At 68.3% G+C, this 13,942-nt stretch carries 15 protein-coding genes; 8 read left to right on the top strand and 7 right to left on the bottom strand.

Annotation, left to right across the window (positions count from 1 at the left end; all coding sequences use genetic code 11):
- The 5 genes from J2Y49_RS18340 (at position 1) to J2Y49_RS18320 (ending at position 4,691) form a co-directional block, all read left to right on the top strand.
- Complete coding sequence (locus J2Y49_RS18340) at positions 1 to 1,227, top strand: acetate/propionate family kinase (protein ID WP_310116314.1); 1,227 nt, start codon at positions 1 to 3, stop codon at positions 1,225 to 1,227.
- A 224-nt stretch (positions 1,228 to 1,451) separates the two neighbouring features.
- Complete coding sequence (locus tag J2Y49_RS18335) at positions 1,452 to 2,423, top strand: DMT family transporter (protein ID WP_310116313.1); 972 nt, start codon at positions 1,452 to 1,454, stop codon at positions 2,421 to 2,423.
- A gap of 107 nt (positions 2,424 to 2,530) precedes the next feature.
- Entirely contained in the window at positions 2,531 to 3,274 is a 744-nt protein-coding gene (gene pgk, locus J2Y49_RS18330; protein WP_310116312.1) for a phosphoglycerate kinase, read from the top strand.
- Positions 3,275 to 3,391: 117 nt separating this feature from the next.
- Positions 3,392 to 4,399: a type I glyceraldehyde-3-phosphate dehydrogenase gene (gene gap, locus J2Y49_RS18325; protein ID WP_310116311.1), complete on the top strand. Its 1,008-nt coding sequence runs from the start codon at positions 3,392 to 3,394 to the stop codon at positions 4,397 to 4,399.
- Positions 4,400 to 4,445: 46 nt separating this feature from the next.
- Entirely contained in the window at positions 4,446 to 4,691 is a 246-nt protein-coding gene (locus J2Y49_RS18320; protein ID WP_310116310.1) for a hypothetical protein, read from the top strand.
- Between the two features lie 94 nt (positions 4,692 to 4,785).
- Here J2Y49_RS18320 and J2Y49_RS18315 read toward each other — a convergent pair whose 3' ends face one another.
- The 3 genes from J2Y49_RS18315 to J2Y49_RS18305 form a co-directional block, all read right to left on the bottom strand.
- Positions 4,786 to 6,447 carry a caspase family protein gene (locus J2Y49_RS18315; RefSeq protein WP_310116309.1) on the bottom strand — a complete coding sequence of 554 codons (1,662 nt, stop codon included), beginning with the start codon at positions 6,445 to 6,447 and terminating at the stop codon, positions 4,786 to 4,788.
- 93 nt (positions 6,448 to 6,540) lie between these two features.
- Positions 6,541 to 7,044: a DUF6644 family protein gene (locus J2Y49_RS18310; RefSeq protein ID WP_310116308.1), complete on the bottom strand. Its 504-nt coding sequence runs from the start codon at positions 7,042 to 7,044 to the stop codon at positions 6,541 to 6,543.
- Complete coding sequence (locus J2Y49_RS18305) at positions 7,044 to 7,427, bottom strand: DUF6152 family protein (protein WP_310116307.1); 384 nt, start codon at positions 7,425 to 7,427, stop codon at positions 7,044 to 7,046. The genes J2Y49_RS18310 and J2Y49_RS18305 overlap by 1 nt, the downstream gene beginning before the upstream one ends.
- A gap of 101 nt (positions 7,428 to 7,528) precedes the next feature.
- Between J2Y49_RS18305 and J2Y49_RS18300 the strand changes: the two genes are divergently transcribed.
- Positions 7,529 to 8,101 carry a histidine phosphatase family protein gene (locus J2Y49_RS18300; RefSeq protein WP_310116306.1) on the top strand — a complete coding sequence of 191 codons (573 nt, stop codon included), beginning with the start codon at positions 7,529 to 7,531 and terminating at the stop codon, positions 8,099 to 8,101.
- A 9-nt stretch (positions 8,102 to 8,110) separates the two neighbouring features.
- Here the strand turns inward: J2Y49_RS18300 and J2Y49_RS18295 are convergent, their stop codons facing one another.
- Positions 8,111 to 9,028 (bottom strand): alpha/beta hydrolase-fold protein, encoded by a 918-nt coding sequence (locus tag J2Y49_RS18295; protein ID WP_310116305.1) that lies wholly within the window; start codon positions 9,026 to 9,028, stop codon positions 8,111 to 8,113.
- Positions 9,029 to 9,054: 26 nt separating this feature from the next.
- Positions 9,055 to 11,568, bottom strand: coding sequence for a TonB-dependent siderophore receptor (locus tag J2Y49_RS18290; protein ID WP_310116304.1), 2,514 nt, complete (start codon positions 11,566 to 11,568; stop codon positions 9,055 to 9,057).
- A gap of 223 nt (positions 11,569 to 11,791) precedes the next feature.
- On the opposite strand from J2Y49_RS18290, the gene J2Y49_RS18285 reads away from it, so the two are divergent.
- Both J2Y49_RS18285 and J2Y49_RS18280 read left to right on the top strand, forming a co-directional pair.
- Entirely contained in the window at positions 11,792 to 11,923 is a 132-nt protein-coding gene (locus tag J2Y49_RS18285; protein ID WP_310116303.1) for a type II toxin-antitoxin system RelE/ParE family toxin, read from the top strand.
- On the top strand, positions 11,916 to 12,284 hold the full coding sequence (locus tag J2Y49_RS18280) for a helix-turn-helix transcriptional regulator (RefSeq protein WP_310116302.1): 369 nt from the start codon (positions 11,916 to 11,918) through the stop codon (positions 12,282 to 12,284). Before J2Y49_RS18285 ends, J2Y49_RS18280 begins: the two co-directional genes overlap by 8 nt.
- Before the next feature lie 12 nt (positions 12,285 to 12,296).
- Here J2Y49_RS18280 and J2Y49_RS18275 read toward each other — a convergent pair whose 3' ends face one another.
- Positions 12,297 to 13,301 (bottom strand): FecR family protein, encoded by a 1,005-nt coding sequence (locus J2Y49_RS18275; protein WP_310116301.1) that lies wholly within the window; start codon positions 13,299 to 13,301, stop codon positions 12,297 to 12,299.
- Between the two features lie 84 nt (positions 13,302 to 13,385).
- Complete coding sequence (locus J2Y49_RS18270; RefSeq protein ID WP_310116300.1) at positions 13,386 to 13,925, bottom strand: sigma-70 family RNA polymerase sigma factor; 540 nt, start codon at positions 13,923 to 13,925, stop codon at positions 13,386 to 13,388.
- Positions 13,926 to 13,942 lie beyond the last annotated feature (17 nt).

The raw sequence follows: 13,942 nt of genomic DNA, 5'->3' as shown, positions 1-13,942 counted from the left end.
ATGGCTGCACATTCCAATTCCGGCAGCGACGCCTGCCTCGTCATCAACGCCGGCTCCTCCAGCCTGAAGTTCTCCGTCTTCCAGGGCGGCAGCGCGGCGGAGCTGGAGCCGGTCGTCACCGGCCAGATCTCCGGCATCGGCACGGCTCCCCGCTTCGAGGCGAAGGACGCCGCCCGCCACAAGATCGCCGACCACAGCTGGGCCGCCGGTGAGAATCCGGGCCGTCCGGAGCTGCTCCACCATCTGCTCGACTGGATCGGCGACACGCTGAAGGGCGCCACGCTGGTGGCCGCCGGCCATCGCGTCGTTCATGGCGGCACCCGCTTCTCGGCACCCGTGCGCGTCACCCCGACCGTGCTCGACCAGTTGGAGGAGCTGATCCCGCTCGCCCCGCTGCACGAGCCGCACAACATCGCCGCCATGCGGGCGCTGGCCCAGGTCTATCCGTCGCTGCCGCAGGTGGCCTGCTTCGACACCGCCTTCCACCAGACCCAGCCCTGGCAGTCGCAGACCTTCGCCATCCCGCGCGAACTGACGGCGGAGGGCATCCGCCGCTACGGCTTCCACGGCCTGAGCTACGAGTACATCGCCCACCGTCTGCCGCAGGTGGCGCCGGAGCTGGCCGACGCCCACGTCGTGGTCTGCCATCTCGGCAGCGGCGCCAGCCTGTGCGCCATGCGCGCCGGGCACAGCGTCGACACCACCATGGGCTTCACCGCGCTGGACGGCCTGCCGATGGGCACCCGGCCGGGCGCGATCGATCCCGGCGTGCTGATCTACCTGATGCGCGAGAAGGGCTACGGCGCCGACGAGCTGGAGAAGCTGCTCTACCACAAGTCGGGCATGCTGGGCGTGTCAGGCATCTCCAACGACATGCGCGACCTGGAGAACTCCGACCTTCCGGCGGCTGCCGAGGCGGTCGAACTGTTCTGCCACAACGTCGCCAAGCAGGTGGCGGCGCTGGCCGGCTCGATGGGCGGGCTTGACGCGGTGGTGTTCACCGCGGGCGTGGGCGAGAACTCCACGCTGGTGCGGTCGCGGGTGGCGGAGAAGCTGGGCTGGCTCGGCGTGTCGATCGACGCCGCTGCCAACCGGGCCAAGGCGACGCGCATCTCCGCCCAGGACAGCCGGGTGCCGGTGTTCATCATCCCGACCGACGAGGAACGGATGATCGCCCGCCACACGCTGGGCGTCATCGCCGCCGAGGCGCTGAGCCGGGCGGCGTAACGGGCGTTCACGTTACCACCAGGGCCATCGCGTTCGTTGTTCAAGCAGCCGCCTCGCATTTCGGATGCCCTTCTCCCCTAGTGGGAGAAGGGTTGGGATGAGGGGTGCAGCCGGCCGATGGCCGGTGGAACAATCAATGTTCGCCCCCCCTCACCCCAACCCCTCTCCCGCAAGGGGAGAGGGGCTCCTCCGGGGCGAACGGTTCGCCGGCAGGGAAAGGCATCATGGAACAGGTCCCCACAAGCTCCGCCGCTCCCGCCGCACGCCCGGCTGAAAATGTCCGGCTCGGCATCCTGTCGATGCTGCTGGCAATGGTCCTGATGACCATCATGAACGCGCTGGCCAAGATCCTGGCGGAAAGCTATCCGCTGGGGGAGGTCACCTTCTTCCGCAACCTGTTCGCCCTTCTGCCGGCGGTGGCCATGGTGGTCGCGGCGGGCGGGCGGAGCTGCCTGCACACCACCCATTGGCAGGGGCATCTGTGGCGGGCCGTCATCGGCCTCGCCTCCATGGTCCTGCTGTTCTGGGCCTATCACCTGATGCCGCTCGCCAATGCGGTGGCGATCTCCTACTCCGCCCCGCTGTTCCTGACCGCCCTGTCGGTTCCGCTGCTGGGCGAGAAGGTCGGCGCCTTCCGCTGGGGTGCGGTGGTGGTCGGATTCGCCGGGGTGCTGATCATGGTGCAGCCCGGTCCCGACATGATCGACCGCGGCGCCATCGTCGCCCTGACCGCAGCCGTCTGCTACGCCCTAGCGATGATCGCCATGCGCCAGCTGGGACGGACGGAAAAGCCGGTGACCACGGTGTTCTACTTCACCGTCATCTCCACGGCACTGAGCGCGCTCGCCCTTCCATTCGACTGGATCACGCCGGATGCGCATGCGCTGACGCTGATGGCGGGCATGGGGATCGCTGGCGGCGGCGCCCAGTATTTCAGCACGCGGGCCTATTCGCTGGCGCGCGCCGTGGTGGTCGGCCCCTTCAGCTACGCCAGCCTGATCTATGCGACGATCCTCGGCTGGTTGGTCTGGGGTGACGTGCCGGCCGCCCATGTGATGATCGGCGCCGCCATCGTCATCGCCAGCGGCCTACTGATCCTGTACCGCGAGACCCGCCGTGCCGCGGCTCCCGTCCCGCCGGTGGACTCATGTCCGAAGACGCAAGCCCAAAGCGCCGGCCCGGTCCGGACCGCGTGAGCCGATTCATTGCGGCAAAGTGGCATGCCCCCGCCTCGAAGCGGATTGTCCTTGCGCCGACTACTGATATATTAATATACTTGAGTTCCAAGGAAAGGACAGGCATCATGGTTACGATCGATGTCCAGGGCAATCCGGCTCCCCGCCTGACCGGCCGGATGCAACTGATCCAGGGTGGACGGACCGATGAGGGACCGATCACCACCCGTCCGACGCCCTTTGCCACATCCAGTCGGGTCTGCGCCATCGTCGGCGGCACCGGCCTGTCCGCCAAGCTGGACCTTCTGGCACGGCTCATGACGCGGGTCGACGTGCTGGCGCTCGGCGGCGGCATCGCCAACAGCTTCCTGGCCGCGGCCGGCACCGACATGGGGGCCTCGCTGTGCGACCACGAGCTGATCGGCGGGGCCCGCAAGCTCCTGGACAAGGCGAAAACCTGCCGGTGCGAGATGCTGCTGCCGGTGGACGTGGTGGTGGCGACCGAAGCGCGGGAGGGGGCCGAAGACCGAGTCGTATCCTGCGCCGCCATCGGTCCGGAGGACATGGTCCTCGACATCGGTCCGGCGACGGCGGCCCGGCTGATCGGCTGCGTCGAGACCGCCGGAACGGTCGTCTGGACCGGCCCGCTCGGCGTCTATGAGATCGCCCCCTTCGACGGCGGCACCAACGCGCTGGCCTGGTTCATCGCCCGTCGCACCCGCGACGCCGGCCTGCGCTCGGTGGCGGCCGGTGACGACACCATCGCGGCTCTGGCCGCAGCAGGGGTGGACGGCCGCTTCAGCGAGCTGACCACCCGCGATGCCCTGCCCGCCTGGCTGGACATCGCCTCTCCTCGCGCGGTCCCGGCCTGACGGCCGGTCCACGCCTTAAAATTGCACCCCCGGCGGGCCGAAACCCGCCTTCCCCGGTTAAAACGAGTCTCCGCCCCTACCGGCACGAGACCGCAACGGAACGACTGGAGCACGATCATGGCTGTACGGGTAGCGATCAACGGTTTTGGCCGCATCGGCCGTCTGGTTCTGCGCGCCATCTACGAGAGCGGCCGCAAGGACGTCGAGGTCGTGGCGATCAACGACCTGGCCGATCTGAAGGCCAATGCGCACCTGCTGAAGTACGACAGCGTCCACGGCCGCTTCCCCGGCACCATCGAGACGGGCGACGGCGTTCTGATCGTCAACGGCCACTCCATCAAGGTCGTGCAGGAGCGTGACCCGGCCAAGCTGCCGTGGAAGGATCTGGGCGTCCAGATCGCCATGGAATGCTCGGGCATCTTCACCAAGCGCGCCGATGCCGCCAAGCATCTGGAAGCCGGCGCCGAGAAGGTGCTGATCTCCGCCCCGGCCACCGACGAGGACATCACCGTCGTCTACGGCGTCAACCACGACAAGCTGACGGCCGAGCACCGAATCGTCTCCAACGCGTCGTGCACCACCAACTGCCTGGCGCCCGTCGCCCATGTCCTCCACAATCTGGTGGGCATCGAGAAGGGCTTCATGACCACGATCCACTCCTACACGGGTGACCAGCGGATCGTCGACACCAACCACAAGGACCTGCACCGCGCCCGCGCGGCGGCCCTGAACATGATCCCGACCTCCACCGGTGCGGCCAAGGCCGTCGGCAAGGTGCTGCCGGAACTGAAGGGCAAGCTGGACGGCACCGCCATGCGCGTGCCCACGCCGAACGTGTCGGTCGTCGACTTCAAGTTCACCGCCAAGCGCGCCACCTCGGTCGAAGAGATCACCAAGGCGATCAGTGAGGCCGCCAACGGCCCGCTGAAGGGCGTGCTGGGCGCCTATGACGAGGAACTGGTGTCCACTGACTTCAACCACGACCCGCACAGCTCGACCTTCGCGCTGAACGAGACCAAGGTCATCGACGGCAATTTCGTGCGCGTCATGGCGTGGTATGATAACGAGTGGGGCTTCTCCAACCGCATGGCCGATACCGCCGTCGCGATGGCGAACGCCAAGTAAGCCGGGCGGAACCAAGAATACCGACCCAGACCAAAGGAGCCGGACGATGAGCAAGACGATCATGTGGGCCGAAACCGACGCCAAAGGCTTCGAGTCCGAGTGCCTGTTCAACGAGGACAGCCGCCAGTACGAAGTGATGGTCTGCGCATCCGGTCGCCGGCTCTGCCGGTCGGAGTCCTTCCCGGCGCAATCCGATCCCATGCAGGGCATGACCGACGAGGATCGCCAGCGCGCCCTGCAATGCGCCGAACGGCTGGTCGTCGAGATCGAGCATGATCTGGGCGACCGCTGACGGGATTGCATCAGGACCGTAATGCGAAACGGGCCGGTACCTTTCAAGGTGCCGGCCCGTTCCGTTTCCCGACACCGCTTATTGGGATGTCGGATCACTCCTCCTCGTCGTCGGCCGTCTCCTCCTCGGGCGGATCGTCCAGGACGATCTCGTCATTCACGGCGTACAGCATGCACTCCTCCTTGCCGCCGGCCTGCTCGCATTTCTCCATTGCCGCCGTGCCGGCCTCCTCCTCGCTGTCGCGGTCCCACACCGATGCCCAGCGGCCGGTCAGCGTCAGGGCAAGAGCCTTATGCCCGGGATTGCGCTGGTAGTTGACCATGCCGACCTTGCGCGTGCGGTCGCTGACGAAGGGGACGCGTGCCGGATCGAAGGAGCCGGAGCCCAGGATCTCCACCGGCATCGGTACGAAGCGCTTGCCGTCCATCATCACCCCGTCGTCGACGGCGTAGAGGGTGCAGGGCTCCTCGGCCCTGTACTGGCAATATTGCAGGGCGCTGCGCCTGACGTCGTCCGCGGTCCGGCTGTTCGACTTGTTCGTGAAGTAGGCGTAGTTCCCCTTGGTCGAGATCGCCAGGGCCTTGGGCGACGGCAGGTCGGGATACACGGCCAGAGCCGCCCGCGACTTGCCGCTGAGATAGGGGATCGTCTCGACATCGACCGGCCGGGCGGCGGGAGCGGCTGGGGCCGGGGCGGGCGCAGGAACCGGCGGAGCGGCCAGGGCGGCGACCGAGACCGGCGCCCGTTCCCCCGTGGCGGCAGCATTCGCCGTCCCGCCGAGTTCGGCGACCCGCGCCTCGGCGATCGCCGTGAAGGTGCCCTGCGGGAATTGCTTCAGATAGGCTTCGAACAGCCCGCGGTTGGAACTGCCCTTGATGCTGTCCCAGAACAGCGTTTCCTTGTCGGCTCCGGCGGCGGCTCCCGCGGCAGGGGGCGCCTCGGCCGGCGGCTGGGTCACCACCGTCGTCGGTCCCAGGAAATAGAAGCGCCCCTCGATGGGGGAGGCCGACACCCAGGGCTGCTGGACGCCGCCGGTGTTGCGCTTGACCGTGATGCCGACATCGTTGAAGACGTCGAAGACCGTCTCCCCCGGCTTCAGCAGGGCTTTCGACAAGGCTTCCGTATAGGGGCTGTTCGAGCCGGTACCGTCGGCCGCCACCGCGCCCGGCTGCGTCGCATAGGCGATGATCGTGCCGGCCGGCGCCTGCATCTGCGCCAGCCCTGGCGACGCCGCGCGCAGGCCCCGTCCACCGAAGGGATTGTTGCGGCAGGCGTCCAGGATGACGATGTTCATCCGGCTTTCCGCCAGCGCCATCTCGTCCAGCACCATGGCGATGTCGATCAGCTCATAGCGGACGTCCGACTCCTTCTCCAGATTGGCGGAGACCGGCAGCAGGTAATTGGTACCGCGCGCCTGCATGCCGTGCCCGGCATAGAAGAACAGCCCGACATCCGCCCCGGCCAGCCTGGCGCCGAAACTCCGGATCACCCGCTCGGTGCCTGCCCGGTCCAGATCGATTTGCGGCGCCCCACCGACCAACTCGAACCCGGCCGCGCGGAGGGATTCGGCCATCGCCTTGGCGTCGTTGATCGGGTTGGGCAGCCGGGGCGCATGCTGATAGGCGCTGTTGCCCAGGATCAGCGCCACCCGCCGTTCCGTTCCCGCCGCCCAGCATGGCCCGGACACCCAGACGAAGAGGGACAGGGCCAGCGACAAGGCCAGCGCGGGGGTGCGTCCCAGGGTGCTCACAGCCATTATCCTTCGGATCGGAAGCGTCGCGCCACTCTGCCTAGGCAACGCCTGCGCATGCAAGGCCGGCGATACCCCGAAGGGGCTATGCGGCTCCCCCTAAACGTAGGCGATCAGCCGCCCGGCCGCCAGAACCGCGACCCACAGCAGCAGCGAGGCCGCGCCGGCCACGCGCGCCGCCGGCGGTGGCCGCCCTCCCCCACCCCAATCGAGGATCCGGCGTCCGGCACCGCGATGGAACAGCGCGATGTTGGCAAGCGCGGCGACCAGAAGCCCCATCTTGACGAGGAAGGCCGGATTGCCGGCCAGCGCGGTGGCCTCGCTGATGAACAGCAGCATTCCGGTCGGCACCGCCAGGACGAAGCCGACGACCGCCACCGGCAGCAGCAGGCGAGACAGCGCCTCGGCCGGCAGGCGGGCGTGCAGGCCCATCAGCCGCAGATCGAAGGCCGCGATCCCCCCGACCAGCAAGGCCAGCCCCAGGATGTGCAGCACCTCGACCAGCGGGTAGAGCCAGAGCGATCCGCGCAGCGCCTCGCCCAGGCCGGAGGTCTCCAGCGCCACCAGCCAGCCGGGTCCGGTCGGGCCCAGGCTGTGGTCCATCAGCGCAGCTCGGCCGTCTTGCCGCCGGCGGTGATGCGCTCCGCCCGCAGTTCCGCCGGTTCGGACTTGTGGGCATAGCCGACGACGGTCACCGTCTGGCCGGGTTTGATCGTCCCGTCCGGCAGGCCGCGCGCGGTCATGCGGCCGGGCGGCGCCAGCACCACGTGCCACAGCTTGCCGTCCGATTGCAGGTTCAGCATGGCGTGGGGGTTGCTGAAGGCGAACTGCTCCACCGTGCCGGTCAGGGTCAGCGTCTTGTCGGAATCATAGCCGCCCCAGCCATGATGGGCGAGCGCCGGCAGCGCCACCGCCGCCGTAGCGGCTGCGACGCTTGCGGCAACAAAGATACGGGATCGTGTGTTGAGCAGGCGGCTGCGGACCATGGTGACGCACTCCCTCTCATCAGGCATCCTCGCCACACATGGGGTGGGCCGCCGTCCCGGCAAGGGGATGGCGGAGAGCCGCACCGCCAACGGAGATGCCGATGCCCATATCGACGCGCGTTCCCCGCCGCACCCTGATGGCTCTTGCCGCCGCGCTGCTTGCCGCCCTGGCCGGCCCACTCCCGGCCGCCGCGGTGGAGACCGCCGGTCTCCTCGTGCTGATGCGCCATGCGGAGGCTCCGGGCACCGGCGACCCGCCCGGATTCACGCTGGACGACTGCGCGACCCAGCGCAACCTCAGCGACGACGGCCGCGCCCAGGCCAAGCGTATCGGCGAGCGGCTGCGGCAGCTCGGCATCGCCAAGGCCCGCGTGCTGTCCAGCCAATGGTGCCGCTGCCTGGAGACCGCGCGGCTGCTGGAGCTCGGCCCGGTGACTGAGATGTCCGCCCTCAACTCCTTCATCCGCCGGCCGGAAGAGGAAAAGGACAAGATCACCGAACTGCGCCAGTTCCTGGCCGACCTGCCGCGCGACGGCCAGCCGGTCGTGCTGGTGACGCATCAGGTCACCGTCACCGCACTGACCGGCATCTTCCCGGCATCGGGCGAGGCGGTCCTGCTGCGGGCGAACGGCACCCCCAACCCCGACCAGCTCGACCGCCTGCCGACCCGCTGAGGGCTCCCGCTAACGCCGGAGCGCCACGGCCACCGCGCGGCTGACCGCCGCCGGAATGACGGAGCCATGGTTCTCGCCCGCGAAGGACACGAAGCTCACTGCCGGCCCGCGCGGGCCCAGCGCCGCCAGCCGCTCCGCCAGTTCGCGCGCGTTGTCCTCCATCCGCGCCTTGCGCCGCCGCTCCTCGCGCGCCGGGTCGGGCGGCTCGCCGGGCGGGGCCTGCAACTCGTTCTCGCCGACAGTCACCAGCAGGCTGCGCGTGGCGGCGGCCGGCGGAAGGGCGTCGGTGAAGCGGCGTTCCTCCTCCAGGATGGCGCGGTCCTGCCACCAGATCGACGGGCTGGCGGCGACGAAGCGCTGGAACGCCTCGCAGCGCGTGAACAGCGCATGCAGAACGAACAGCCCGCCATAGGAATGGCCGAACAGGGTCTGGCGGCTGCGGTCGACGCGGAAGCGCCGCTCCACCTCCGGCTTCAGTTCGCCTTCGATGAAGTCCAGGAAGGCGTCGGCCCCGCCGGACCCGGCCGGCGCTCCGGCGGCCGGCGGCGTATAGTCCCGTCCGCGCCGGGGCATGTCGAACGCTTTATCCGTCGGGTAGCCGATGGCGATCACCAGGGCCGGCGGGATGCCCACCGCAGCGCCATGCCCGCCGACCACCCGCATCGCCTCGGTCGCCGTGCCGAAGATGCTGTTGCCGTCCAGCAGATACAGCACTGGCCAGCCTTCCGGCGGCGGCGCGGTTTCCGGCCAGGAGGCGAAGATGCGGTATGGCCGGGCCGGGTCGCCGCCGGCAGTCATGTCCCACTGCACCGTGCGGGGCAGCGTCACCGCCACGGGCTCCCCGGCGGCGACGGGACCGCACAGCATCAGGTCGGCAGCCGCGGCAGCCGTCGCAATCGACGCGCCGATCAGGCCGCGCCGCGTCATCGTCCTATCATTCAGCATCCGATCACTCACCATTTGTAGCGCACCCCCGCCAGCACCAGCCGCCGGTCGCCGAAGAAGCAGGCGGTGGCGCTGGAACAGCTGGACACGAACTCCTTGTCGAACAGGTTGGTGACGTTCAGCGTCAGCTCCGCTCCCGTCAACTCCGTCTTCAGGGCGCCCAGGTCGTAGCGGATCGCCGCATCGGCCAGCGTGTAGCCCGGCACCTCGAAGCTGTTCACGTCGTTGCCGGCGGTCGGACCGACATAGCGGACGCCGCCGCCCAGTTCCAGCCCGGCGAGCGGGCCGCTCTGGAAGCGGTAGTTGACCCAGCCGCTCGCCATGTGATGCGGCACCTGCGGCACGCGGTTGCCGGCGACCCCGGCCGTGTTGGACTTCGTCACCTCGGCGTCGATGTAGCTGTAGGCGCCGATCAGGTCCAGGCTGCTGGTCAGGCTCGCCCGCCCTTCCAGTTCGATGCCGCGGGAGCGGATCTCGCCGGTCTGGACGCTGTAGAGATTGTTCAGCGGATCGACGGTCAGCACGTCGCGCTGGCGGATGGAATAGCCAGCCAGCTGGATGAAGCTGTTCATGCCCGGTGGCTGATACTTGACGCCGGCCTCATACTGCTCGCCCTTGGTCGGGCTGAAGGCGCTGCCGCCGCGCGCCGGCGAATAGCTGCCGGAGTTCGGCAGGAAGCTGGTCGAGTAATTGACGTAAGGCGTGATGCCGTTGTCGAACAGGTAGAGCAGCCCGGCCCGCCAAGTGAAGGCGTTGTCCGACTGACTGGTCCGGCTGTTGTTGGAGGTCAGGACCGTCGTCTCGCTGTCGGCGCGGTCGTGGCGCAGGCCGACGGTCAGGCGCCAATTCTCGTAGGCGACCTGATCCTGCGCATAGAAGCCCAGCTGCGTCTGGATCTGGCGCGTGGTCTGCACGCTGCGCGCGGTGGGATAGCTGTAGCCGTAGACCGGGTTGAAGATGTCCATCGTCGGCACGGTCACGCCGGTGAACTGGCCCAGATCGCGGCGGGCGAAGCCGCGCGACCAATCGGTGCCGAACAGCAGCGTGTGGTCGACCGGCCCGGTCATCACCGTGGCCTGCGCCTGATTGTCGATGGCCACCGTGTTGGCCATGTCGTTGACGTCGCTGATCGACCGGTTGGCCGTGCGCTGGTTGGCCTGCAGCGACGAGAAGGAGATGGCGTTGAAGGACGAGTTGACGTGGTTGTAGCGGGCGTTCTGCCGCAGGGTCCACACGTCGCTCAGCCGGTGTTCGAACTGGTAGCCGATGGACGCCGAATTGCGCGTGTAGTTGTCGTAGGCCGGATCGCCGGCATAGAAGCCGGAACCGAGCTTGCCGTTGCGGTTCGGCAGCACGGTGCCCACGGCAGGCGCGAAGTTGTAGAATCCACCCTCCGGGTCGCGCTGATAGCTGGCGAGCACGGTCAGGCTGGTGTCGGACGTCGGCTTCCAGGTGATGGCCGGCGCGATGGCGATGCGGTCGTCGTCCACATCGTCGAACTGCGTTCCCGATTTGCGGCCGATGCCGGTCAGGCGGTACAGGAACTGCCCATCCTCCGTCAGCTTGCCGCCGGTATCGAACATGGTCTGCAGCCGGTTGTTGCTGCCGGCCTCCACCCGCACCTCGTGCGTGTCGGTTTCGGTCGGGCGCCGGCTGACCAGATTGACGATGCCGCCCGAACCCGCCTGCCCGTAGAGGACGGAGGCCGGACCGCGCAGGATCTCGATGCGCTCCAGCAGCCAGGGATCGACGGTGGGGATGGCGTAGGAGATGCTGCGCTGTTGCCGCAGTCCGTCCAGGAAGTTGACATAGGCCGCACCGGCGCCCTGCCCGCCGAAGCCGCGCACGAACACGCTGTCGTAGCGGGCGCTGGGCCGCACCTCCGCCAGGACGCCGGGGGTGTAGCGCAGGGTCTGCGACACCGTCTGCGATCCCTGGTCGTCCATCTGGTCGCGCGTCACCACGCTGACCGACTGCGGCGATTCGATCAGCGGCGTGTCGGTCTTGGTGCCAGTGGTGGTCACCCCCGCGACATAGCCGTCCACCGGTTGCCAGCTCCGCCACGCGGTGGCCTGGACATTGACCTCCGGCAACTGGATGGCGCTGCCCGCATCGCCGGAAACCGCTGGGGTCGGCAGCAGCGTCACCGTGCCGGCATCGGTGTAGCGCCAGGTCAGGCCGGTCCCCTGCAGCAACTTCGGCAGGGCCTGATCCACCGAAAGCCGCCCGCTGACCCCCGGCGACCGCAGGTTCGCCGCCATGTCGGAGCTGTAGAGAAGCTGGATGCCCGCCTTGCTGGCGAAGTCGGTCAGCGCGGAGGACAGCGGCTGCGCCGGGATGTCGTACTGGCGTGCATCGCTCACCGCGCCCGGCTGGGCGTAAGCCGCCCCGCTGCCCATCGCCACGCCGGCCATGGTCGCCAGCAGCAGGACGCGCAGGGTCTTGCCGGGAAGGTAATGCCGCAGGGAATGTCGCAGCGGATGCAGGCCCTTGCCCGCCGCCGTCCGAATGTCGCTCGCCATCGTCGTCTCGTCGCTTTTCGATCGATCCCGCCGCCCGTTGCCAAGGCCAAGCCGGGATCCTCCTGACCGATAAGACCGGCTGAGCCGCGAAACCCCTGACGTCCGTTTTGACGATTTTGCGAATTATTCTCACGAAGCCTGCCGGTGGGCAATTCGAGGAGCGCTCGAAAGTCACATTTCGCTGGGAACCGTCATTGCTGCCGATCCGGCAAAGGCACGCAATGTGAAGAAGTTGAAGGGCCGCGACGGCTATCGGCTTCGCGTCGAAGACTGGCGGGTGATCTATACGATAGAAGCCGGCGTTCTGGTCCTGATCGTTATCGAGATCGGCCCGAGAGGAGACATTTATGACTAACCCCGCTCAGATCATCAGGGACGACCAGGGCCGGCCCGCTTTCGCGGTGCTGCCGATCGCAGAATACGAACGGCTTCTGGAAGCCGCTGACGAAGCGATCGGCCTTCGTGCCTTTGATGCCTATCAGGCCGCAAAGCCGGAAACCTATCCTGCGGATGTGGCCGACCGTCTGCTTGGTGGCGAGCATCCAGTGAAGGTGTTCCGGGAATACAGGGGCCTGACACAAGCCCAGTTGGGCGCCGCCGCCGGGTTGAAGCAGGCATACGTGTCCCAGATCGAGGCGGGTTCCCGGATCGGCGCGGTAGACGTGTTGAAGCGGATCGCCGATGCACTGCGTGTCGACCTCGACGACATCACCTGATCGCGAGTCCGCTCACCCCTCCCGCCCGGTCAGGACGGCGAAGTAGCCGGCGATGCGGTGGACGCGGACGGGCAGTACCTGTTCGATGGCGGACAGGGCGCGGTCGGGATCGCGGACATCGAAGACGCCGGTGACCCGCCTTTCGCCCAGCTTGGAATCGAGCAGGACGATGGGACCCGGCCGGTAGCGGTTCAACTCCCCCACCACCTCGCTGAGGCTGCGGTCGTCGAAGACGACGCGGCCGTCGCGCCATGCCGTCAGACGGGCGACGTTCAGTCCGGTCTCGCGCACTGGGCAGGCGCCCTGCTCATAACGCACGGTCTCACCCGCGGTCAGGCGGACGCCGTCCTCCACCGACGCCATGCCGGCGGGGCAGTGGACTTCGACCGTACCCTCCTCCACCGCCACGCGGGTGGAGCCGTCCATCCGGCGCACGGCGAAGCGCGTGCCGACCACGCGGGTGACCGCGCCCATCGCCGTCACCTCGAAGGGACGACTGCGGTCGGACGTGACCGTGAAAAAGGCCTCGCCCCGGCGAAGGGTCACGCGGCGGCTCGGACCGCTGAAATCCACCGCGATGGCGCTGTCGGTGTTGAGCTGGACTTGCGATCCGTCGGCAAGCGTCACGGTGCGCCGCTCCCCTGCCGCGGTGCTGTGGTCGCTGCCCAGGCGGTCCAGCGTTGCGGGACCGAAGACCGCAGCAATGGCAACGCTCGCAGCCAGCAAAGCCAGCGGGGCGAAACGGCGGCTGAGGGAGGAACGGGCGGGGCGGTTCCGGCGCATTGGCACAACGGACGCCGCCGGACACGGGTCGGGTATCCTGTCCAGCGCGCTCCATACGGCGCGCAGGCCGTCGAAGGCCGCGCGGTGCTGCGGACTGGCGGCGAGCCACGCCTCGGTATCGCGGCGTTCGGCGTCCGTCACCGCGTCGGACTGCAGGCGTACGAGACGCCGCGCCGCCTCTTCGGTGAGAGTATCCGGTGCGGTTCCCGATGCGCATTTATGATCGGAGGTCATCGCCTGTTCCTGACGCTCGCTGGACCCATACCGTATTGGACCTGGAAAGGCGCCCCTTCCCTGACGCCCAAGGACGGAGTACCCCTACGGTTGGTCGCCTGTGCCGTCGCCCAGCCTCTGCCGGCAATGCAGCAGCGCCTTGATGATGTGCTTTTCCACCATGTTGCGCGAAATTCCAAGGCGATTCGCAATCTCGCCATGGCTCAGCCCGTCGACCTTGTTGAGCAGGAACACTTCGCGGCAGCGCGGCGGCAGTTCGTCCACCACCGCTTGCATCAAGCGCACCCGCTGGCGAGCGGCGGCGGCATCGTCCGGCCGCGCCGTCTCGGCCGCGCCGGCCGGGTCGGGCAGGCAATCCGGCAGGTCGCCGGCCGCGCACTGCTCCTCCGCCCGGCGGGCGCGGGCAAGGTCGGACGCGACGTTGGCGGCGGCGGCATACAGGTAGGACGTCTCATGGTTGATCGGTCCGGCTCCGGCAAAGCGCATCAGGCGCAGATAGACCTCCTGCGCGGCATCGGCAGCACTTTCCTTGCAGCCCAGCCGGCGGACGAGGAAGCGCAGCAGACCTGAATTGTGCTGCCGGAACAGGCCATCGACCAGCAGGCGGCGCATGTGGGAGGCCATATCCGAAGTCCGATCGG

The sequence above is a fragment of the Azospirillum sp. BE72 genome, from assembly GCF_031455875.1.
Taxonomy (GTDB): domain Bacteria; phylum Pseudomonadota; class Alphaproteobacteria; order Azospirillales; family Azospirillaceae; genus Azospirillum.
Note: the sequence above shows the minus strand (reverse complement) of the source record. Positions and strands in the feature narration are given on the sequence as shown.